The organism is Corynebacterium minutissimum (genome assembly GCF_016889765.1).
In the GTDB taxonomy this organism is placed as follows: domain Bacteria; phylum Actinomycetota; class Actinomycetes; order Mycobacteriales; family Mycobacteriaceae; genus Corynebacterium; species Corynebacterium minutissimum_B.
In genome coordinates this window covers 1,070,844-1,090,902 of record NZ_CP069533.1, presented here as the reverse complement: position 1 = coordinate 1,090,902, position 20,059 = coordinate 1,070,844, and the positions used below count along the sequence as shown (strand labels likewise).

Sequence of the window (20,059 nt, the reverse complement as noted above, 5' to 3'; positions counted from 1 at the left end):
GGAACAGCAAACTCCCAGCTCAAATATCCATCCTTCAAGGCTCACTCGGGGTGAAGATAGATGAGTAAGGCCGAGGGAATCAGAGTATGCGATTCAGCGCAGCGGGTCCGCAGCGAGTTTTAGGCGCGGGAGCGGGAGGTAAAAGCAGCGATGGCGCGCCAGCCAAAGAGCAGCAGCGCCGACATCACCGTGGCCACGATGAGGAAGGACCAGTGTGGCAGGCGGCCATTGACCAGCACCCACAGGGCCATGCCGCCAAGGATGGCGCTGACCCACACCACGGCGCCTTCCTTCCACAGGCCGCCAAGCTTCGTGGCCATGATGATGACCCAGCCCACCAGCGCGCCCACGGTCCACGGCCAGAAGGCATCAAGCCAGGAGCTGAAGCTCAGTCCTCCATGCGCTAGGCGGGCGAGGACGGCGAAGAGGGCGAGAGCGAGGACGTCGATAAGCGGGGCAACGCGCATTTAGGATTCCTTCCGATTCAACGCCGCGTAAGAAAAGCCATCGCGGGCGTAGTGGATGAAGTAGATGACCCAGCCAATAATAGTGATGAGCGCAAAGGAAATAAGCCGGTAGATGATGGCGGCGGAGGTGGCGTGCACAACGGTGAGGCCCGTCGCCACCAGCGGGGTGATGAGGGCGGCCTCAACCGTGCCCACACCGCCCGGGGTGACCTGCGCGGAACCGGCCAGCTTCGCGGCGAGGAAAGCCAAGGCCACGCCAGCAATGGTAGTGTCATCAGCGCCCGCACGCAGCCACGGGATTTCCCCGGTCACCGCCCACACGGAAGCCCACAGCGCGGCCATATCTGCTAAGCGGTGCACCAGCGACGCCCCGGCAACCACGGCAAAGGGGCCGCGCGACAGGTGGACTTCGCCTAGATTGCGTACCTCCTGGATTGCGCGGTCCCGCTTAGGCCCGGGCCGCAGCTTGCGTAGCCAGCCCTCGAGGGTCTCAGGGTGCGAGGTCAGCCAAAAGATCCCGCCGAGTGCGGCAAGCATCAGGATGACCGTGGTAATCAGCGAACCCAGCGCCATATCCGCGTTGAGGAAAAACACCCCGCCGAGCCCAATGAGCGCGAGGAACATCGAGCTAATGATTGAGGATAAAAAGAGGAAGTAGCTGCACAGCGCCACCGACGCGCCCCAACGGCGTTGCACCTGAAAGGTGAGCAGGGCCGAAAAGGCGGGGCCCGCTGGCAGGGTCGTGGACCACGCGTTGGAGGCCAGCGTGATGGCGTAGGTCTCGCGCAGCGGGACGTTGACGCCGCCGGCGGCGATAAGCCGCTTCATCACCTCGGCCATGCCCGCGATGGAGAGCAGCGCAAACACCACGACGAGCACCACCGGCAGCGGCTCGGCGTGGCGCAGGCGGCGTAGGCCTTCGGTGATGAAGTCGAGCTGGTCACGAAAGAACCACGCCAGCGCGGCCAGGATAACCAGGGAGATTATCCAGGTGAGCCACCTCTTGTTCATCGTCTATCCGTCGAGTTGAGGCGCTGCATCAGTTCGGTGAAGGGGATGAGCTCCTCATCCGTGTCGGCGCTGCGGTCACCACGTACGGCGGCTTCGGGAGCCTTGCTTGCCGACGCCTCCTCAACCTGTTCAGCCGGAATCACGGGGGAGGGGTGCGGCTCTGCCTGCTCAGCCGGCGCGGCAGCGGATGCGGTGGCTAGGGCCGGCTCGGCAGCTGGAGTGTTGTCGCCGCCGAGGCGGTGGGTAAGGCGGGTGAGGAAACGCGGGGCCCACCAGTTGTCTTCGCGAAGCAGGTGCATGACGGCGGGGACGAGGAGCATGCGGACGATGGTGGCGTCGATAAGCAGGGCGAAAATCATGCCGAAGGCGATGTACTTCATCATCACGATGTCGGAGAAACCGAAGGCGCCTGCGACCACAATCATGATGAGCGCGGCTGCCGTGATGATGCCGCCCGTGTGCGCGGTGCCAGCAGCGATGGCCTCATCGGTGGACGCACCCCGGCGGCGGGCTTCCACCATGCGCGAGACCAAGAAGACCTCATAGTCCGTGGAGAGACCAAAGACGATGGCGATGATGAGCACCAGGATCGGGCTCATGAGCGGGCCGGCGGTGTAGTTGAGCAGGCCGGCGCCGAGGCCATCGACGAACATGAGCGTCAAGATGCCCAGCGTGGCACCCAGGGAGAGCAGCGTCATGATGATGGCCTTGAGCGGCAGGATGAACGAGCCAAAGACCAGCGCCATGAGAAGGAAGGTGGCCAGCACCACGTAGAGGGCCATCCAGGGCAGGGTATCGAAGAGCGCATCGAGGGACTCGACCTCCATGGCCGGGGTGCCGCCGACGTAGAGCTCCACGCCCTCCGGCGCCTCGATGTCCTCGAGTTCGTGGACGATGCGTGCGTAGTCCTCGCGGTCCTGGATGCCGGCGCCGAGGGCGGTGGTGCCGTCGACAGTCGCGGTCTTCGGGCCCATCGGTTCGGTAAGGCCCTGGATGGAGCGGGCTTGCATGACGACGTCGACAAGCTGCTCATTCGTCGCATTCTTCACCACGAGCTTGACCGGCTCGGTGCGGAAGGAGGGAAATTGCTCGTTGAACTGGTCCTGCGCCACGCGCGCGTCCTGGTTGGGCGGCAGGTAGGTCTCGTTGATGCCGCCGAATTTCACGCCCAGCACCGGTAATGTCAGCGCGATGAGTAGCGCGCAGATGGCGGTGGTCATCACACCGGCGCGGCCCATGGCCCAGCGCGGCATCCGGTACCACCACGTGTCCTCGATGCGGCGCCCGCGGCGCGAGGTCTTGCGCACGGTCCACTTATCGATATTGGGACCCAGCATGCCAAAGAGCGACGGCAGCACCGTCACCGACAGCAGTGCCGCCAGCCCCACCGCGGAGATGGAGCCGTAGGCCACGGATTTGAGGAAGGCCTGCGGGAAGAGGAAAAGCCCGGAGAGGGACACGGCCACCATGGCGGCGGAGAAAACCACGGTCTGGCCGGCAGTAGCGGTGGTAATCGCCACCGCTTCTTTCGTATCGCGGCCCTTGTCCAGCTCCTCGCGGAAGCGCGACACCATGAACAGGCCGTAGTCGATGGCCAGACCCAAGCCCAGCAGCGTGACCACGGCCTGCGCAAACACGTTGACCTGCTGGAAGCCAGCCAGGATCGAAAGAATACCTAGCGAGCCCAGGATGGACAGCCCGCCCACCACGAGCGGCATGAAGGCCGCGACGACGGAGCCGAAAACCACGAGGAGCAGCAGACCGACGAGCGGCAGGGCGGCTTTCTCAGCGCGGGAGATGTCCTCGGCCATGCCCTCGTCGAGCGCATCGGCCACCGCGGTGGCGCCCGCTACCTGCACGGGCAGGTCGCTGGCGTGCAAGGAATCCTCGATGGCGCGGAAGTCCTTGAGGGTTTGCTCGCCGTCGCCTTTGAGCCCGATGGCGGCGAATGCCGTGGAGTGGTCCTGCGTGATGAGGTTCGGGTTGCGCTTATCAAAGTAGCTGGTGACGGAGTCAATCTGTTCCGGATGCTGAGCCTTGAGGTCATCCAGGAAGGCCTTGGCCTCGGCGGCGTGGGTTTCGGGGTCGTCGAAAAGCAGGATGACGTCGCCGGAATTGTCACGGCCGAAGGTCTCCAGTTCGATCTGTGCAGCGCTTGTCGACGCCGCCCCCGGGTCCTCCCAGCCCTCCTGACTCATCCGGTCACCCAGGCGGGTGCCGAAGCCGAAGAAGAGGCCGAGGATGAGCCCGACGATAATAAGCGGAATGACCTTGCGGTGGGCATAGGAGAAGCGGCCCCAAGAATAAAACATGCGGCTCCTAACTGTGCTCGGGCGCGCGGTCCGGAAGCAGCGCGGACAGCGGGCGGAAAGGCTGCAGCCAGGCGCCGCCTGGAGGCAGATTATCCAGGTTAACGCGTGGCAGCGGTTCGCGGAAGACACCCTCGATGTCTTCGAGGTCGACGAACTCAATCTCCGGATGGGTCACAGCCCAGGAGGCGTGCTCGTGGAAGCCGAGGACGCAGGTGGGCAGGCCGGAAGCAGAGAGCTGTTCCAGCAGGTGCTGGAAGTTCTGGCCGTCGGCCGAGGCCACGATAACGCCGGAGAGGTTCTCGCGGTTGGCCTTGATGTATTCGACCATGTCGGGGTCGACGTCATCGTCCTCGTGCAGCTTTGGCTTGGCAAAGACGGCGAAGCCGACGTTGCGGATGGCCTCGACCCAAGGGCGGATGACGTCGGCGCCGCCGGGAGTGACGTTGGTGAAGACGGCGGCTTCGGGAGTGGCGTCGTTGTCGAAGGCCAGCTCCACCAGCCAGCGGCCAATCGCATCAAAACGCGGGCGGTGTGCGGAGGTGGGTCGCCCGCCGAGGATGGCGCCGAGCCCCATATCCATGTTGGGCGCATCCCACACCAGAAGATAGGTGCCGGCCATTACTTCTTCTCCCACAGGTACTCGGTGATGACGTGTTCCTTATCCAGGCCTTTGCCCTCGAACTTGGTGATGACCTGGCGGTCGGTGAGGATGGGGCATTCCGGCCAGGGCCAGCCCTTGTAATCCAGGGAGGGCTCGACCTCCACGAGCTCATCAATCCACTCGGCGTAGCCGGCGTGGTCGGTGGCCACGTGGAGCACGCCGCCGGGTTTCAGGCGGGAGGCGAACAAGTTGAGTGTGCCGGACTGGATAATGCGGCGCTTGTGGTGGCGGGCCTTGGGCCACGGGTCCGGGAAGAAGATGCGGATGCCATCCAAGGACTCGGGCGCGAACATGCGCATAAGAACCTCGATGCCATCGCCGCGCACCATGCGGATGTTCTCAATATCATTGCGCACGATGGAGCCCAGCAGCTTGGCCAGGCCCGGCTTGTAGAGCTCCACTGCGATGATGTTGGTGTCCTGCTCCAGTGGCGCCATGGCTGCGGTTGAGGTACCGGTTCCGGAACCGATCTCCACGATGGTCTTCGCACCCTCGCGGCCGAACCAGGCGGGGATGTCGAGGGGGACGTCGGCAAGCATCTGCCCCAGCTTGGGCCAGTGTTCCTCGAAGAGGGCGTTCTGGTTGTCAGTCAGGGTGCCGCGGCGGAAGGTGACGTTGCCAAGGCGTGGGTAGTCCAGATCGTTGTTGAACTCGGCATTGAAGTCCGTCTGGAGGCCGCGGCCATGGGGCAACTCGGCGGCGGGGTTGTGGGAAGAGTCTGCGCTATTCATCGGCTTATATCTTTCCCTTAAGCAGGGGTTTGAGGCAACGTGCCGCGCCGTGCAGGAGGTCCCGGTCATGCCCGATCGGGCGAGTCGGGGGTAGGAGTACGGCCGTACGGTACGTGCCGATGGGGCATTGTTTACCCCCGTCCAGGGGGGAATTTTTCCTTGCAGTGCTGTATTTCACAGCCCTATACCCTTGGGATAGTCGTCGTGAGCTGGGTGGATATAACCAGGGTGGCCCTTATTACACATCTTGGTATCACCAGCGTCCGTACTCTGGAAGGCGAGACGTCGATGGTGGAGAAGATCCCCACCGACGCTAAGAAGTGCCCTGGCCCACCGAACACAGGAGAATATGAAATGACCGCAACTATTCCAGGCCTTGTAGGTGACTTGCCCACGAAGAATGAGAAGCTCATTTCGTGGATCAGTGAGAGCGTCGAGCTCTTCCAGCCGGAAGAGGTCGTGTTCGTTGACGGCTCCCAGGAGGAGGCCGATCGCCTTGCTGCCGAGCTCGTAGAGAAGGGTACCCTCATCAAGCTCAACGAGGAGAAGCGCCCGAACTCCTACCTGGCGCGCTCCAACCCTTCGGACGTCGCCCGCGTGGAGTCCCGCACCTTCATCTGCACCGAGACTGCCGAGGACGCAGGCCCGACCAATAACTGGGCCCCGCCGGCAGCCATGAAGGAAGAGATGACCGAGGCTTTCCGAGGTTCCATGAAGGGCCGCACCATGTACGTCGTGCCGTTCTGCATGGGCCCCATCAGCGACCCGGACCCGAAGCTGGGCGTTCAGCTTACTGACTCCGCTTATGTTGTGCTGTCCATGCGCATCATGACCCGCATGGGCCAGCAGGCTCTGGACAAGATTGGTGAGAATGGCGACTTTGTCCACGCTCTGCACTCCGTCGGTGCCCCGCTGGAGCCGGGCCAGGAGGACGTCGCGTGGCCGTGCAACGAGAAGAAATACATCACGCAGTTCCCGGCGACCAAGGAGATTTGGTCCTACGGCTCCGGCTACGGCGGAAACGCCATCCTGGCCAAGAAGTGCTACGCGCTGCGTATCGCTTCCGTCATGGCGAAGGAAGAGGGCTGGATGGCAGAGCACATGCTCATCCTCAAGCTCACCAACCCGGAGGGCAAGAACTACCACATCGCAGCCGCCTTCCCGTCTGCTTGCGGTAAGACCAACCTGGCCATGATCACCCCGACCATCCCGGGCTGGAAGGCTGAGGTTGTGGGCGATGACATTGCCTGGATGAAGCTGCGCGAGGATGGCCTGTACGCCGTGAACCCGGAGAACGGCTTCTTCGGTGTGGCACCGGGTACCAACTACGACTCCAACCCGATTGCCATGAAGACGATGGAGCCGGGCAACACCCTGTTCACCAACGTCGCGCTGACCGACGACGGCGATGTCTGGTGGGAGGAAATGGGCGAGGCCCCGGAGCACCTCATCGATTGGCATGGTAACGACTGGACTCCGGCTTCGACCACCAAGGCTGCGCACCCGAACTCCCGCTACTGCGTGCCGATTACGCAGTGCCCGTCCGCTGCGCCGGAATTCGATGATTGGAAGGGCGTCAAGATTGATGCCATCCTCTTCGGCGGCCGCCGCGCTGACACCGTCCCGCTGGTGACCCAGGCCTTCGACTGGAACCACGGCACCATGATTGGCGCCCTGCTGTCCTCTGGCCAGACCGCTGCCGCTGAGGGCAAGGTCGGCGCTCTGCGCCATGACCCGATGGCCATGCTGCCGTTCATGGGCTACAACGCTGGTGACTACCTGCAGCACTGGATCGACATGGGTGAAAAGGGCGGCGACCGCATGCCGGAGATCTTCCTGGTCAACTGGTTCCGCCGTGGCGAGGACCGTCGCTTCCTGTGGCCGGGCTTCGGCGAGAACTCCCGCGTTCTTAAGTGGATTGTGGACCGCATCGAGGGCAATGTCGAGGCCGTTGAGACCGTCGTGGGCCACACCGCCCGCCCGGAGGATATTGACCTCACCGGCATCGACTTCGACATCGAAGACGTCCGCGAGGCCCTTGCCGTCAACCCGGAGGACTGGGCTGGCGACATGGAAGACAACAAGGAGTACCTGCACTTCTTGGGCTCCCGCGTGCCGTCTGAGGTGTGGGACCAGTTCAAGGCGCTCAAGGAGCGCGTTGAGGCTGCCTCCTAACCTTTACTGTTAAGAATGCTCCCCTGCGGGGGAGCATTCGGCGTTTTACGGGGGTTAAGCGCGCAGGACGAGGACCAGGTTGGAGGTGAGGAACTCGCGCACAACCGGTACTTTTGTCACCCACCAGGCCCACCACGGGTGGTAGCGCGGGAAAGCGGCGACGAGCTGCGAGCCTTGCGACGTCACGCCCTGCGCCCAGTCCAGACCCTCACGGGCGGAGAGCGCAAAGAGTGAGGTGCCGAAGACGTTCTTCGGCGGGTGGCCGTGGCGGCGGATATAGCGGTCGCGGGCGAACTCGCCGCCCACGTAGTGCTCCCACAGGCCGGTCTCGTGCCCGCCGAAAGGCCCCAGCCACACTGTGTAGCTGAGGAGCACCAGCCCGCCGGGCTTGGTCACGCGCAGCATTTCCTCCCCCATCACCCACGGGTTGGGGATGTGCTCGGCTACGTTGGAGGAATACGTGATGTCGAAGGTGTTTTCTGCGAAGGGCAGGCGCGTGCCGTCGCCACGCACGGCCTGAGCCACCTCGATGCCGGCAGCGGCCATCTCACCCACGTCCGGCTCCAGCCCCACATAGCTGGCCCCGCGCTGGGCAAAGGCGGAAGCGAAATAGCCGGGCCCGCCCCCGACGTCGAGCACGCGCGCGCCGGTGAGGGAGAGGGAGTGGTCGTGGGTAAGGGCGTCGACAAGCGCAGCGGTGTCCTCAGCCAAACCGCCATAAAAGATGGCGGGCGCTGTCTGCTCGAAGCGGAAAGAGCGCAGCAGCCGCCAGGAGCGGCGCAAGGTGGCCAAGGCACGGGTGCGTTTCATAACCCACTAGGCTAGTTCCTCGACATGAAAATCCTTCTACTCTGTTGGCGCGATTCCACCCACCCGCAAGGCGGTGGCTCGGAGCGCTACCTCGAGCGCGTCGGCGAGTACCTCGCTGCCCAAGGCCACGAGGTGGTCTTTCGTACTGCGCGCCACATGAACGCCGCGAAGCGCGAGCGCCGCAACGGCGTGCTCTACTCGCGCGCTGGGGCCAAATTCAGCGTCTACCCGCGCGCGTTGTTGGCGATGTTGTTCGGCGCGCCCGGTATGCGCGGCTTTGATGTCGTGGTGGATACCCACAACGGCATCCCCTTTTTCGCGCGCCTGGCTACTCGTGCGCCCGTGGTGATCCTGACGCACCACTGTCACCGCGAGCAGTGGCCGGTGGCCGGCCCTGTCCTGGCGCGGCTGGGGTGGTTCCTGGAATCCCGAGTGGTGCCCGCACTGTATCGCGAGAACACGTGGGTGACGGTCTCGGAGGCCTCGAAGCGTGACCTGGAGAAGCTGGGCATTCGTGGCGCGTGCATCATTGAGAACGGCGTGGATCCCCTGCCGAAGCACGTGCCTACCCTAGAGCGCGAGGCCGAGATTCACCTGGTGACCCTGTCGCGCCTGGTGCCGCACAAGCAGATTGAGCACGCCATGGACACCGTGGCTAGGATTCCGGGCGCGCTTCTCGACGTCATCGGTTCCGGCTGGTGGGAATCCCAACTGCGCGAGTATGCGCGAGCCCACGGGGTGGAGGACCGCGTGCGTTTCCGCGGTCAGGTCACCGAGGACTATAAACATGCGTTGCTCGCGCGTGCCGACGTCCACCTCATGCCGTCTCGCAAAGAGGGCTGGGGGTTGGCAGTCATGGAGGCGGCCCAACATGGGGTTTCCACGGTGGGGTATGAGTTTGGCCTGCAAGACAGCGTCATCGACGGTGAGACTGGTGTGCTGGTGCAGCGCGAGGAAGAGTTCGCGCCGGCGGTGCGCGCGCTTGTCGGCAACCCCTCTCTCCGCCGCCGTTTAGGCCACGCGGCGCGGGAGTTGGCGGCTACCTTTTCGTGGGAGAAAACCGGCGCGCGTTTCGAAGAGCTGCTAGAAGCGGAAGTGCGCACCAGGCGGCGCTAAGCCCCCACGGTACGGGTGCCGGTTGGGCGTTCGTGGTGGCAACGATGCTTCCCTTTTCGACGACCGCGCCCACGCCCAGTTCCTCCAACCGGGCGAGGTCGCGCGTGGTCCAGGCTTCGGCGGCCGCCAGGTAGCGCGGAGATGGCTCATCCACGGTCACGCCGTCGACGGTGAGCTCGCCGGAGTCGAGCTTGTTCGCGGCTTTGGAGTAGGGGTCGAGGGCAATGCCGCCGTCGAGCGGCACCATGGCGGGGCGGTCGGCGAAGAAGGTGAGCCGCCCGTCGAGTTCCTCGACGAGTTGGCGGTCGATGCCCGTTTCGCGCGGCTTCAACACGGCGAGCTCCCGCGGCGCATCAGGGGCTTGGAGCAGGCAGGCGCATAGTGCGAGCGCGGCCGGTAGGTGGCGCAGGGCCCCGATTCCCGCGACGGCCAGCGGCAAAGCCAGAAGAGTGAGCTTGGAGGAATCGCGCAGCAAACCCGCACCGGGGATGTGCTCGACGGCGAAGGCAGTCAACCCAGGCGCCAGCGCGCCGAGGATGGCCAGGCCCATGCCGGCAACTGCCAAAACTGCGAGGGGGCGCAGCTCGCGCCGAGGAAGGCGAGTGGCGCCCAAGACGGCGAGGGCGGCGACCGCTAGTCCCGCCACGGCGAAGCCGTTCTCACGGGAAGCCGGCACGGCGGCGGCATTCCAGATGCCGCCGAAACCGAGAAGCGAGCCGACCGTGCCCACGTAGGCTTCTGCGCGCGGGGCGAAGGCCGCGGCCTGGGCGGCGGGGTCCCCAAAGGCGGCTGGATGTCCAGCCACGAGGCTTGGAACCAACCACGGCAGCCACAACAACACCGAGCCGCCCGCAAAAAGCCACCTTCTTCGCCCTTCGCGCTCACAGACAACCGCGATGAGTCCCCCGAAGAGCCCGCCGGTGGGCGTCAAGGACGCGGCCCACAATGCCAGCCACGCTAGACGGGGGCGACCTTGCAGACAGCCCCACGCGATCACGGGTGCTAACCATGCGGCCACCACCAGGGACCATTGGCCCTGCAGGAGGCGCTCAATGACGAAGGGGTTGGCCACGGCACACGCCATCGCCGCGGATGCGGCCCACGGGCCAGACGTGCGTGCCCACCGGCACGCTACCCACGCCGAGGCACTCGCAGCGGCAAGGATGAAAACTCGAGCCAGCCACGCACCGCCGAGAAGAGCGAGCACGCCATCTTGCGGGGCATTGCGCGCAGGCAGGTCGCCGGCGCCGAAGGCAGAAGCGCTCAAAGCTGGCCGGTCAAGCAGGACCATATCGCGCCACACGAATTCACCCGGCAGCAGAAAAGGCCAGCACACCGCAAGCACGAGCACCCCGCCCCAGAGCCCAAGGGCCCAGCTCACCGCACGGGAACCGGACACCGGAGGAACAGAGCACTGCGAGGAGGACACAGCAGACGCCCTTAAGCGTTCTGGCCACGGCCACGCATGAACATCGCGGCCGCTACCGCCAACAACACCACGCCGATGGCCTTGCCCAGCCAGCCGACGATACCCAAGACCTTCACAGTGTCGATCACCCGGCGCACCGAGTCGAGGTGCTCGGTGAGGGTGTCAGGGGACCAGGTGAGGGGGACGTCGAGAAGCGCACGCTCCTTAGTGTCATCGGCGTCGACCATAGCCTGGGCCTGGGTGGCGTCGGTGGCCCAGAAGATGCGCGGGTGTTGCACCTCTTTCACGATGGTGCCCGTGGTGGGCTCCACCCACACCGTGCGGCTCACCGCGTAGAAGGGCTCAAGGATGACGTGCGAAGCCGGCTTCAGGTGGTAGCGCTCCAGGGATTCCGGCGAGTAGAAGTCACCCGCGGGGCCGGCGCGGTGAGCATCAAAGCCAAAGACCTGGAGGAGCGAGACCGGCGCGACGTCCTGGTGGAAGACGTAGGTGGGGATGCCGTCGAGCTTTTCATCGCGAAGGAAATCGATGGGCTTGGCGCTTTGCGTCAGGGGATCGAAAAAGGGATAAGAGCGCTGCTCCGCGCCGGCGGGAAAGAAATAGCTCATGCCATCGCGCTCGATCTCGTTGTCCACGTGCAGGTCAAAAGCCGGGATCTCGATGTGCTGCGTCGTGTTCGGGCCGGCGACCGGATAGGTGGATTCGCGGTTGAGCAGGGAATCCTCGGTGATGTGCACGACGGTCTCGCCATCTACGGTGAGGTCCATGGTGGACTGTGTGCGTGCCACCGAATCCTTGTCCACAGGTGCGGTTGCGGTGTGCCGGGTCAACGCGGCGCCGTCTTGTTCCGCGCGGACCTCGAAGGCCAGGTCCGTGGCTAGGGGCCTCGACTGGTTGTTGTACAGCGGCGGCAGGATGGACCCGAGGATGAGGAAGACCGCGGCGGCAATCGTCACCTGCGCTAGGCGCGAGCGAAGGAACACGTCAGCTCCGATCGGTCGAGGGATGTACTGCAAAAATAGTATCGTAGTGGGCCATGCGCTTTCTCCCTGAGCTCGAAGGCGTGCGTGCGCTGGCAGCAATGGCGGTCGTGGTCACGCACGTGTCCTTCCAGACGGCTACCGGCTGGGCCTGGGCCGAGCGCTTGGACTACGGCGTGGCGGTCTTCTTCGTGCTCAGTGGGTTCTTGCTGTGGCGCCGGCGGCACGCGCATACGGCGCGGCAGTATGCGCTCTCCCGCGTGGCGCGCTTGGCGCCTCTGTATCTGGTGTGCGTGGTGGCGGTACTCGCCTTGCTTCCCGACGCCTCCCCCTTAACCCTCCCTCAACTCCTCACCAACCTGACCGGTACACAGCTGTATATCGCCGATGGGCTGGTGCCTGGGCTGACGCAATTATGGTCGCTGAGCGTGGAGTTCGCCTTCTATGCGGTGTTGCCGCTTTTGGTGTGGATGTTGGATAAGTTTTCGGCGCGCCCGCGGGTGGTGCTCATTGTGGGTGCTGGCGTGCTGAGTCTGTTCTGGGGTTTCCTGCCATTTGTGGCCGGGTATGAATCCGGCGATGTCAATACGCAGATTTGGCCACCGGCGTATTTTTCATGGTTCGCGGTGGGCATGGTGGCTGCGGAGGCGGAGTCGGCCGGCATGCGTGTGCGTGCTGGGCGCACCGTGCGTCCGGTGTGCTGGGCGGTGGCCGCGGGGTGTGTGTGGCTGGCTAGCCGCGAGTGGTTCGGGCCGCAGGGATTGGTCCATCCAGAGCCTAGTGAGTTTGCGCGCCGCATCGCGGTGGGCGCAGTGTGCGGGGCGTGCATCGTCGTGCCGGTGGCGCTGGCCCCGCGGGAAAGCTGGCTCTCCTCGGCGGTGATGCGGGCGCTGGGCCGCTGGTCTTATGGGGTTTTCATGTGGCATGTGGCGGTGCTGGCCATCGCTTTTCCGCTTTTAGGCGTGTCGGCCTTCTCCGGTTCTGCCTGGGATTTCGCGGTGGTGCTGGTCTTTACAGTGGTGGTCAGTTGCGTCCTGTCTGCTGCGACCTACGTGCTTGTCGAGGTCCCCGGCCGCGACCTCATCCGCTCCCTTGCCCGCGGCCGCATCGTCGTCCCGCGTTCCCTGCCGCGCCAGGCAGATAGCTCTGCCGGCTCCGCTTCCCATTCCGCTACCGTGGGGTCCGCATCCCTTGCCAGCGCCGCTGGCTCGACTGATTCTGCTTCCTAACTAGCCTTCTTGGCCTCGCCTCCGATTTCGCAGCAGGCATCTTGTACAAGGCATCAGTCAAAAGGCGTCTTTGCTCCTAAGAACGCCATTTGCCCCTTCTAGATGGCGTTTTTAGCGCTGAAGATGCCGTCTGTGGGATGCCTTCTGTGGGGAGCCATCTGTGGGATGCCCTTTGAGAGGCGCTTTGCTCGGAGCACCATGCGTAGCGGGTCCGCGTCGAAACCAGCGGCCCCAAAGGAAGCAGCAGGGGCGGACAGCTATGTACAGCGCGGCTGCGTCCCTAAGAGGCGCGGCGGGGTGGGAGGCAGGCACACGTGATAGCCGCGACGCAGAGCAGCTGGACCAGCAGCGAGTCACCGGCGTAGCCCTCCGAGGGCCAGGGTGCGCGGGCGAGCATCGCGCCCGCGGCCAAGGTGAGCGCGCCCGCCAAGTAGTCGGAGCGCAGCGTGGTCCAGCGCGTGATGACCCACGCCGCGGCAGCGGCGGCCACACCGGGCATACCCGCGACGAGCGCCATCGTTGCCGCGACGAGTAGTGCCAGAAGGACACGCGCCGAGAGAGACGAGTGGGCAACACGGGCGGGCGAGGCCGTTTCGGAAGCCGCGGAGGTTGCCCGGAGGGCAGCATCGGCGACTGGGCCGGTTGCGGCTGAATCGTGTGCTGCGTTTGTCGCGGATGAGGCAGGGGCAGTGGCTTGGGAACGGAGGCCGCGGGCCATGACGAGCAGGCACAGCGCGGTAGTCAGCGCGGCGAGCGCGCCGCCGAGGCCGAGGCCCACGCGGTAGGCGCGGTCAGCAACAAAAGTCATGTGGAAGGTGCCGCTAGCGCCAGCAGGGATGAGGAAGGCCTGAGTGTCGGCATCGATGGAGCGCGGCTTGAGGGCTAGAGGTTCCGAGCTGGAGGCTGGCGCGGAATCTTGTGCCGAGTCCGGGGCTGAGCTGGGGGAGCGGAGCTCGCCGCGCAGGCCCTCGTTGAAGGCGCGGCCGGTGATAAGGAGGCGGTCGTGGTCGGCGGGCTCGATGGGGGAACCAGCAGCGAGCGGGGCATAGCCATGGTCCGCGCCGGATGCGGTGGCCGAGTCGGCGGCGGAACCGGATATGTCAGGAGACGAGGCAGCCAGGGGCGCGGGCAAGGAGGACGCGGTATCTGTCAGGGCCGCCCAATCGCCGGTGGTGCGCACGAGGTGTTGTCCGGCGGACAGGTCGAAGGTGGAGCCGGGGGAGTGGGGGGAGCCGTCGATAAGCACGGGCTTCTCACCCAACACACGCACGGTCATATCGCGCGGGGAAGTAAAGGAGCGGATGAGGATGCGTTCGTTGTCCTGCTGGAAGAGGAACTGCTCGGCATCCGGTGAAGTATCGGGGACGGTGACGAGGCGGCGCGGGGTGGGCTGGTCCACGATGGAGGCCTCGGCAATCCCGGTGCGGCGTTGCGGCTCGATGCGGATGGTGGAGGCATGCGCGCCGGGCACGCGGATATCGCGGGCGCGGTAGGCCTCCATGGTGACCGTAACCTGAGAATCACCGTTGTGGATGGTCACCTCAGTCGTGCCGGTGGTCATCAGTCGCAGCGTAGGCGAGGCCCACGTGGAGGAAGAATGCAGCTCCAGCCGGCCTGAATCGCCAGGCGCTGGCCACCAGGCAGTGGAGTTCTCGCCGTCGACGGCCGCAGTAAGAGAGCGCGCCGGGTTCGCCCCGCCGAAAGCCGAAGCATCCGCGGCAGACGACGACGCGGTGACGCGGCCATCGTGCTCCACCACCTGGGTCAGCGGGCCGGCGGAGGGATAGTCGCGCAGGCGGTTGCGCACCGTGGAGGGGTCATCAGGGGCCAGCGGCGCGGAGACTGGGCCGGTGAGCGTGCCGTAGTTGCGGTCGCGCAGGGTGGGTGTATCGGTGACGATGTCCGCGTTGGAGGAGACCAGCTCGTGGGGGCCTTCCAGGAGTGCGAGCGATTCCCCGCCGCCCGCCACGCGCGGCGGATCCGCAGGCGCGAGGTTCATGGAGAGGTCTGCGTCGAAAACCACGACGTCGACCTCCCCGAAGGTGTGGACCTCGCCCGGGATGTGGGCCGAAGAACCAGAGATGAGGTCATGGCGCACCGCGACGGCGCCGATGCCGAGGCGCTGCAACACTAAAGGCGCGGACGCGGGGTCGCGGGAAATCTGCGCCATCGCTCCGTCCAAGCCACGGATGGCTTCGGGCGGGATGAGGGGAACGGCGTCGCGGACGGCCCAGGGGACGTCGAGAAGCGGCTGCGCCGGTTCATCGCGCGTCCAGCCCCAATCCTGCCGTGCAAAGGAGGCCGGCGGGTAGATGAGCACGCGCGTGTCCAGAGTATTCATGAAGGAGGCGGCTTCGTGCCAATAGTCAGGCACCTCTTCGTATGCGCCCTTGGGCAGCAGCCGGCCTGCCCACGCAGGAGCGGTCGCCCCCATCACCACGAGGCACACCAGAAGGCCCGCTGCTTCACGACGCCCCGGGGACAACGTCCGCGGCAACCTCACGCGGGCGGCAATCGCGGCCACGCCGAGCACCAGCGGGATGCGCACCAGCGGGTCGAATTTGTGCACATTGCGCAGCGCGGCCAACGGCCCGTCGAGCGCATCGAGGTACCACGCGGCATGCGTGCCGAGCACGGCCACGCCCACCAGCAGCATGACACTCCACACGCGCGGCAGGCGGGACAACCCCATAAGACCCAGGGCGGCCACACCGGCCGTGAACAGCACGAAGACCGGCTCGGTGGCTAGCTCATTGCCGGCGATGCGCTCGGTATCGACAAAAGGCGCCCAGCTGGTGGTGCCGCGCAGGATTTCCGCCAGGTTGAGCCAGCGCGTGGTCACGCCAGCGGATTCGATGAACTCGGTAAAAGGCGGGGCATAGCGGCCCAGGATGAGCAGCGGGATAATCCACCACGCGGACACCGCCGCGCATCCGGCCAACCACACTAGGCCGGTCTTGCCCGCGCGCCGCCACAAGAGGATCAAACCCGCCGGCAGGCAAGCGGCAAGTGTGGCCGTGGCGTTGACCGCGCCCATGCATGCCACCGCCACCACCGAAGGTGCTGCATCCCGCCAGCAAAGCCGGCCCGGCCGCAGGAAGGGCAGCAGTACCCAAGGTGCCAGCATGACCGGCCAGGTCTCCGAGGAAATCGCGCCTAACGTAGTTAGCGTGCGCGGTGAGAGCGCATAGAGCACTCCGCCCGCCAGCGCGGCATAATCCGGCGCGGCGGGAAGTACTGCGCGGAATAGGCGGAAGAAACCCAGAAAGCCCACGGACAGGACCACAAACCACCAGGCGCGCTGCGCTATCCAATCCGGCAGCGGGTCCGCCAGCAGGAAGAACAAGCCCTGCGGGAAGAGGTAGCCATAAGCCTGGTTCTGCAGCTGGCCCAGCGTGAAAGTATCGGTATAAGCATGCAGCGCACCAGCTAGAAAGCCTGCCGGGTTGGCCACCAGATCATGTTTGGTATCGGCGGCGGTCAGCCCCCATGGCTGCACCAGAACCACGAGGGCTAGAAAGAAAAGCCCCCCGATGCGTGCGCGCACGCTTACTCGCGGGAGCCGTACTCCGGCCCGCCCATCACGGCGTCGGAGGCTTTGACAGAGTTATCGCTCGGCACGGCGTCTGCCTGCGAGAACTGGGCAATGCCCAGGATGGTGACGACTCCCAACGCCACGCCAACGACAGCACTGCCCAGGGCCGGGCCCAGGGTGCGCTTGTTGAGGGAATCGCTATCGAATGCCATGGCGCCAGATTCTAGCAGTCGTCGTCTTCGTCGTCGTTCTCCGGCGGCACGATAAAGACCGGAAGGCCGGCGTTGCGCACAATGTACTCCGCCGTCGAGTTCGTCCACAGCGAGCGGAAGCCGGTCAGCGCGCGGGTGCCGGTGACGATGACGTCGACGTCGAGTTCCTGGGCGGCGTCGACAATCGCGCTCTGAATCGACGTCACCGACTCCACCAGGTGGGCATGTCCACGCAGGCCCAGGGATTCCGCTTTGGCGATTCCCCGGCGGCAAATCGCCACTGCTTCCTCATACGCGGGGTCCTCCTCCACGTGCTCGGGAGACACGGTGGACTGGTGCAGGCCGGTGCGGCTCACGGCGCGCGCGGCTTGGCGCGCGGAGGTTTCCCACGCGGTGAGGATTTCGACGTCGGTGGGGCGTAGCAAGTGCGCGGCGTATTCGAGAGCGCGGTCTGCGCGGTCGGAGCCGTCGTAGGCGATTAGCAGGGTTTCTCCGTTGCTCATGTGACCATCCTAACAATCGGATGTTGCCCGCGCGGGCCCTTCAGGCAGACTGGTGGGTATGAGAAAAGCAACTTCCGCCCTCCTGTTGAGTACCGCGTGCGTCCTCAGTGCGTGCGGTTCGGAGCCTGTGCTTTCCGACGCCCCGCCCCCTTCCCCCTCAACGCCGTCCGCCACACCCAGCGCCGCGGACGAGACCAGCGAGGCCGAGGCACCCGCGTCCGAAGCACCCGCGTCCGAAGCGCTTGAGGACGTGCGGGCCCGTGCGGCAGCAAAGCTCATGCCGCCGGCACTGAACTACGAGGATGCGCGCGCGAAGCTGGACGCAGGCGTCGGCGGGCTGTTTATCCCGAGCTGGGCTGACCCGGAACTGCTCAGCGATGGCCCACGGGGAATCAACGCTTTACGTGAGGAGGTGGGCCGTGACTTCGAAGTGTCCATCGATTTCGAGGGCGGCCGCGTGCAGCGCTTTTCTGAGATTTTGGGGGAGTATCCCTCCCCGCAGGTCATGGCGGAGGGCCACTCCCCAGAAGAGGTGGAGCAGATGGCCACCGAGATTGGGCACAGCCTCCGCGCGCACGGCGTGACGGTGGACTTTGCCCCGGTGCTCGACGTAGACGGGGGAGGCTTGGAGGTCGTCGGCGACCGCGCTTTTTCCACCGACCCGAAGGCTGCGGGCGACTATGGCGCGGCCTTTGCCCGCGGGCTTAAGGCAGCAGGAGTCAAGGCCGTGTTCAAACACTTCCCCGGCCATGGGCGCGCCTCCGGGGATACGCACCTGGGCCAGGCCGTTACTCCGCCGCTGGAGGAACTTTCCGGCCACGAGTTCGTGCCCTTCCACGCAGCTCTTCCGCAGGCGCCCGAGGCAGCACTCATGATGGGCCACCTCGTGGTCCCCGGTCTGGGTGAGGAACCTGCCTCCCTCAACCCGCGGGCCTACCAGCTGGCCCGCGAAGAACTTGGTTTTGAAGGCACCATTTATACCGATGACCTGGGAGGAATGGCCTCGATTTCGGAGAACTTCAGTGTGCCGGAAGCCGTGGCCGCCGCCCTCGCCGCAGGTGCTGACATGCCGCTGTGGTCCACCGATGACGACATTGACGCGGTGATTGATGCGGCGGTGGAAGTAGTGGCACAGCAGGATGCCGACTAGGAAAAACTAGCTGGCAGACGTTAATCTCATACACGTGAAAAAGGCAATCGGACACAGCCAATACCGACGCGACCGCAACCGTCGGGGACTCAAGGTCACCCTCGGCGTGCTCGTCGGCCTCGTGCTCATCGCCGGCATCGCCTACGCGTGGGATGTCATGGCTAATCAGCACAAAGTGCCGCGCGCGACGTCAGTGGGCGGCGTGGACATCTCCCGCATGGAGCGCACCGCCGCGGTAGAAAAGCTGGAAAGTGAACTCGGTGACGTGGCCACCCGGCCCGTCATCGTGCGCGCAGGCGAGAAAACCTCCGAGCTCATCCCGCAGGATTCGGGGCTTAGCCTGAACTACCAGAAGGCTGTCGACGGCATCCCGGATGCCTCGCTCAATCCCTTTGCCCGCCTCTACAGCTTCATTAAACCTACCGAGGAAATCCCAGTCGCCGTCGACGTCGACGATGCCCAGCTTGACGGCGCGCTGGATCGCGTAGGCGAAGAGCTCGCGATCGAGCCGGAGGACGGAAACCTCGAGCTTGTCGACGGCTCCCTCAAAGAGACCAAACCCGTACTCGGCCAGGCGGTGGAGAAAGAGGTGTTGAGGGGGGACGTCGAGAAGCACTGGCTCGACCCCGACGGAGTGGAGGTTACGCCCATGGTGGTGGAACCACAGATCAACGCTGCGGCGATTGAGGCCATGCGCACCGGTGATGCCGCCCGCGCGCTGGATAATCCGCTCACTCTGAAAGGCGAGAACAACACCGCCGGCACCCTGCGCAAGCCGGAGATTTCCCAGTTCGTTTCCATCGCAGCCGAGGACGGCGAGCTGCACCTCAAGGTGGACAAGGACCGCGCGCGCGAGCTTTTCCAAGAGCGTATGCAAGGCTCCGAGGTGCCCGGCACCAACGCCAAGATTTCCTTCAGCGGCAATGACAAGCAGATCACGCCCTCAGTGGATGGCTCCGTCATCGATTGGGAGAAGACACTCGATGGTTTCGAGGACCGCGTGAGCAGCGAAGATGACCGCGAGTGGGACGCCGATTACAAGCCGGACCCTGCAGACTTCACCACCGAGATGGCGGAAAAGGCCACCTTCGATGACACCGTATCGGAGTTCTCCACCGGTGGCTTCTCCGGGGCATCCGGCACCAACATCCGCCTGGTGGCCCAGCAGGTCAACGGTGCCGTGGTCAACCCAGGCGAGACCTTCTCCCTCAACGGCTACACCGGCCCGCGCGGCACCGCGCAGGGCTACGTGGAATCCGGCATTATCATCGACGGCCACGCCGGCAAGGCCGTGGGCGGTGGCATCTCCCAGTTCGCCACCACCCTCTACAACGCCGCGTACTTCGCCGGCATGGAGGATACCGCGCACACCCCGCACTCCTATTATATTTCCCGCTACCCGGCCGGCCGCGAAGCCACGGTGTACGAAGGTGCGATTGACCTGCAGTTCACGAATACCTCCAACCACCCGGTGCGCATCGAAACCAGCTTTGGCAGCGAGATCACCGTGCGCTTCAAGGGAGTGAAGACTGTTGAGGTTGAGTCCATCAACAACGGCCGCTGGGCCAAGACCGAGCCGCAGCGCAAGTCGGTGAGCGAGGATTGCTCGCCGTCGTCTGGCGCGCCGGGCTTCACGACGTCCGATACCCGCGTTATCAAGGACCTCTCCGGCAAGGAAATCTCCCGGGAGACCACCACCACTGTCTACGACCCGCAGCCCATCGTCACCTGCGGTTAA

16 protein-coding genes are annotated in these 20,059 nt (G+C 65.1%); 5 read left to right on the top strand and 11 right to left on the bottom strand.

Annotated features, from left to right (window positions below):
• Window positions 1-119: 119 nt before the first annotated feature.
• Genes I6J26_RS05030 through trmB form a run of 5 tightly spaced genes read right to left on the bottom strand, consistent with a single transcriptional unit; the run spans window position 120 to window position 5,182 of the window.
• Window positions 120-467, bottom strand: coding sequence for a DUF3054 domain-containing protein (locus I6J26_RS05030; RefSeq protein WP_115023865.1), 348 nt, complete (start codon window positions 465-467; stop codon window positions 120-122).
• A complete protein-coding gene (locus tag I6J26_RS05025; RefSeq protein ID WP_115023863.1) occupies window positions 468-1,478 on the bottom strand; it encodes a lysylphosphatidylglycerol synthase transmembrane domain-containing protein in 1,011 nt (336 codons plus the stop codon).
• On the bottom strand, window positions 1,475-3,790 hold the full coding sequence (locus tag I6J26_RS05020) for an MMPL family transporter (protein WP_115023860.1): 2,316 nt from the start codon (window positions 3,788-3,790) through the stop codon (window positions 1,475-1,477). The genes I6J26_RS05025 and I6J26_RS05020 overlap by 4 nt, the downstream gene beginning before the upstream one ends.
• Window positions 3,791-3,797: 7 nt before the next feature.
• Window positions 3,798-4,409, bottom strand: a complete 612-nt coding sequence (locus tag I6J26_RS05015; protein WP_070673316.1) for an NYN domain-containing protein — start codon at window positions 4,407-4,409, stop codon at window positions 3,798-3,800.
• Window positions 4,409-5,182 (bottom strand): tRNA (guanosine(46)-N7)-methyltransferase TrmB, encoded by a 774-nt coding sequence (trmB, locus tag I6J26_RS05010; RefSeq protein ID WP_115023857.1) that lies wholly within the window; start codon window positions 5,180-5,182, stop codon window positions 4,409-4,411. The genes I6J26_RS05015 and trmB overlap by 1 nt, the downstream gene beginning before the upstream one ends.
• 354 nt (window positions 5,183-5,536) lie before the next feature.
• Here trmB and I6J26_RS05005 point away from each other — a divergent pair, with 354 nt between their 5' ends.
• On the top strand, window positions 5,537-7,357 hold the full coding sequence (locus I6J26_RS05005) for a phosphoenolpyruvate carboxykinase (GTP) (protein ID WP_115024506.1): 1,821 nt from the start codon (window positions 5,537-5,539) through the stop codon (window positions 7,355-7,357).
• Window positions 7,358-7,411: 54 nt separating this feature from the next.
• Here the strand turns inward: I6J26_RS05005 and I6J26_RS05000 are convergent, their stop codons facing one another.
• Window positions 7,412-8,167, bottom strand: coding sequence for a class I SAM-dependent methyltransferase (locus I6J26_RS05000; protein ID WP_115023855.1), 756 nt, complete (start codon window positions 8,165-8,167; stop codon window positions 7,412-7,414).
• A gap of 24 nt (window positions 8,168-8,191) precedes the next feature.
• On the opposite strand from I6J26_RS05000, the gene I6J26_RS04995 reads away from it, so the two are divergent.
• The gene (locus tag I6J26_RS04995) at window positions 8,192-9,283 is read left to right on the top strand and encodes a glycosyltransferase family 4 protein (protein ID WP_115023853.1); all 1,092 of its coding nucleotides are present in this window, start codon (window positions 8,192-8,194) and stop codon (window positions 9,281-9,283) included.
• Here the strand turns inward: I6J26_RS04995 and I6J26_RS04990 are convergent.
• Window positions 9,207-10,712: a hypothetical protein gene (locus I6J26_RS04990; RefSeq protein WP_239121839.1), complete on the bottom strand. Its 1,506-nt coding sequence runs from the start codon at window positions 10,710-10,712 to the stop codon at window positions 9,207-9,209. The two genes, I6J26_RS04995 and I6J26_RS04990, sit on opposite strands and share 77 nt — an antisense overlap.
• A gap of 11 nt (window positions 10,713-10,723) precedes the next feature.
• Entirely contained in the window at window positions 10,724-11,728 is a 1,005-nt protein-coding gene (locus I6J26_RS04985; RefSeq protein ID WP_239121838.1) for a DUF3068 domain-containing protein, read from the bottom strand.
• A gap of 20 nt (window positions 11,729-11,748) precedes the next feature.
• On the opposite strand from I6J26_RS04985, the gene I6J26_RS04980 reads away from it, so the two are divergent.
• Window positions 11,749-12,921, top strand: coding sequence for an acyltransferase family protein (locus I6J26_RS04980; protein ID WP_115023851.1), 1,173 nt, complete (start codon window positions 11,749-11,751; stop codon window positions 12,919-12,921).
• 280 nt (window positions 12,922-13,201) lie between these two features.
• On the opposite strand, the gene I6J26_RS12975 is transcribed toward I6J26_RS04980, so the two are convergent.
• The 3 genes from I6J26_RS12975 to I6J26_RS04965 are packed head-to-tail and all read right to left on the bottom strand — an operon-like array spanning window position 13,202 to window position 17,171.
• The gene (locus I6J26_RS12975; protein ID WP_115023849.1) at window positions 13,202-16,468 is read right to left on the bottom strand and encodes an alpha-(1->3)-arabinofuranosyltransferase domain-containing protein; all 3,267 of its coding nucleotides are present in this window, start codon (window positions 16,466-16,468) and stop codon (window positions 13,202-13,204) included.
• A gap of 2 nt (window positions 16,469-16,470) precedes the next feature.
• Complete coding sequence (locus I6J26_RS04970) at window positions 16,471-16,668, bottom strand: DUF2613 domain-containing protein (protein ID WP_039672548.1); 198 nt, start codon at window positions 16,666-16,668, stop codon at window positions 16,471-16,473.
• A gap of 11 nt (window positions 16,669-16,679) precedes the next feature.
• Complete coding sequence (locus I6J26_RS04965) at window positions 16,680-17,171, bottom strand: universal stress protein (protein WP_115023846.1); 492 nt, start codon at window positions 17,169-17,171, stop codon at window positions 16,680-16,682.
• A gap of 58 nt (window positions 17,172-17,229) precedes the next feature.
• Here I6J26_RS04965 and I6J26_RS04960 point away from each other — a divergent pair, with 58 nt between their 5' ends.
• Together I6J26_RS04960 and I6J26_RS04955 are read left to right on the top strand one after the other, a co-directional pair.
• Window positions 17,230-18,321 (top strand): glycoside hydrolase family 3 N-terminal domain-containing protein, encoded by a 1,092-nt coding sequence (locus tag I6J26_RS04960; protein ID WP_181815404.1) that lies wholly within the window; start codon window positions 17,230-17,232, stop codon window positions 18,319-18,321.
• Between the two features lie 34 nt (window positions 18,322-18,355).
• Entirely contained in the window at window positions 18,356-20,059 is a 1,704-nt protein-coding gene (locus I6J26_RS04955) for a VanW family protein (RefSeq protein ID WP_395858310.1), read from the top strand.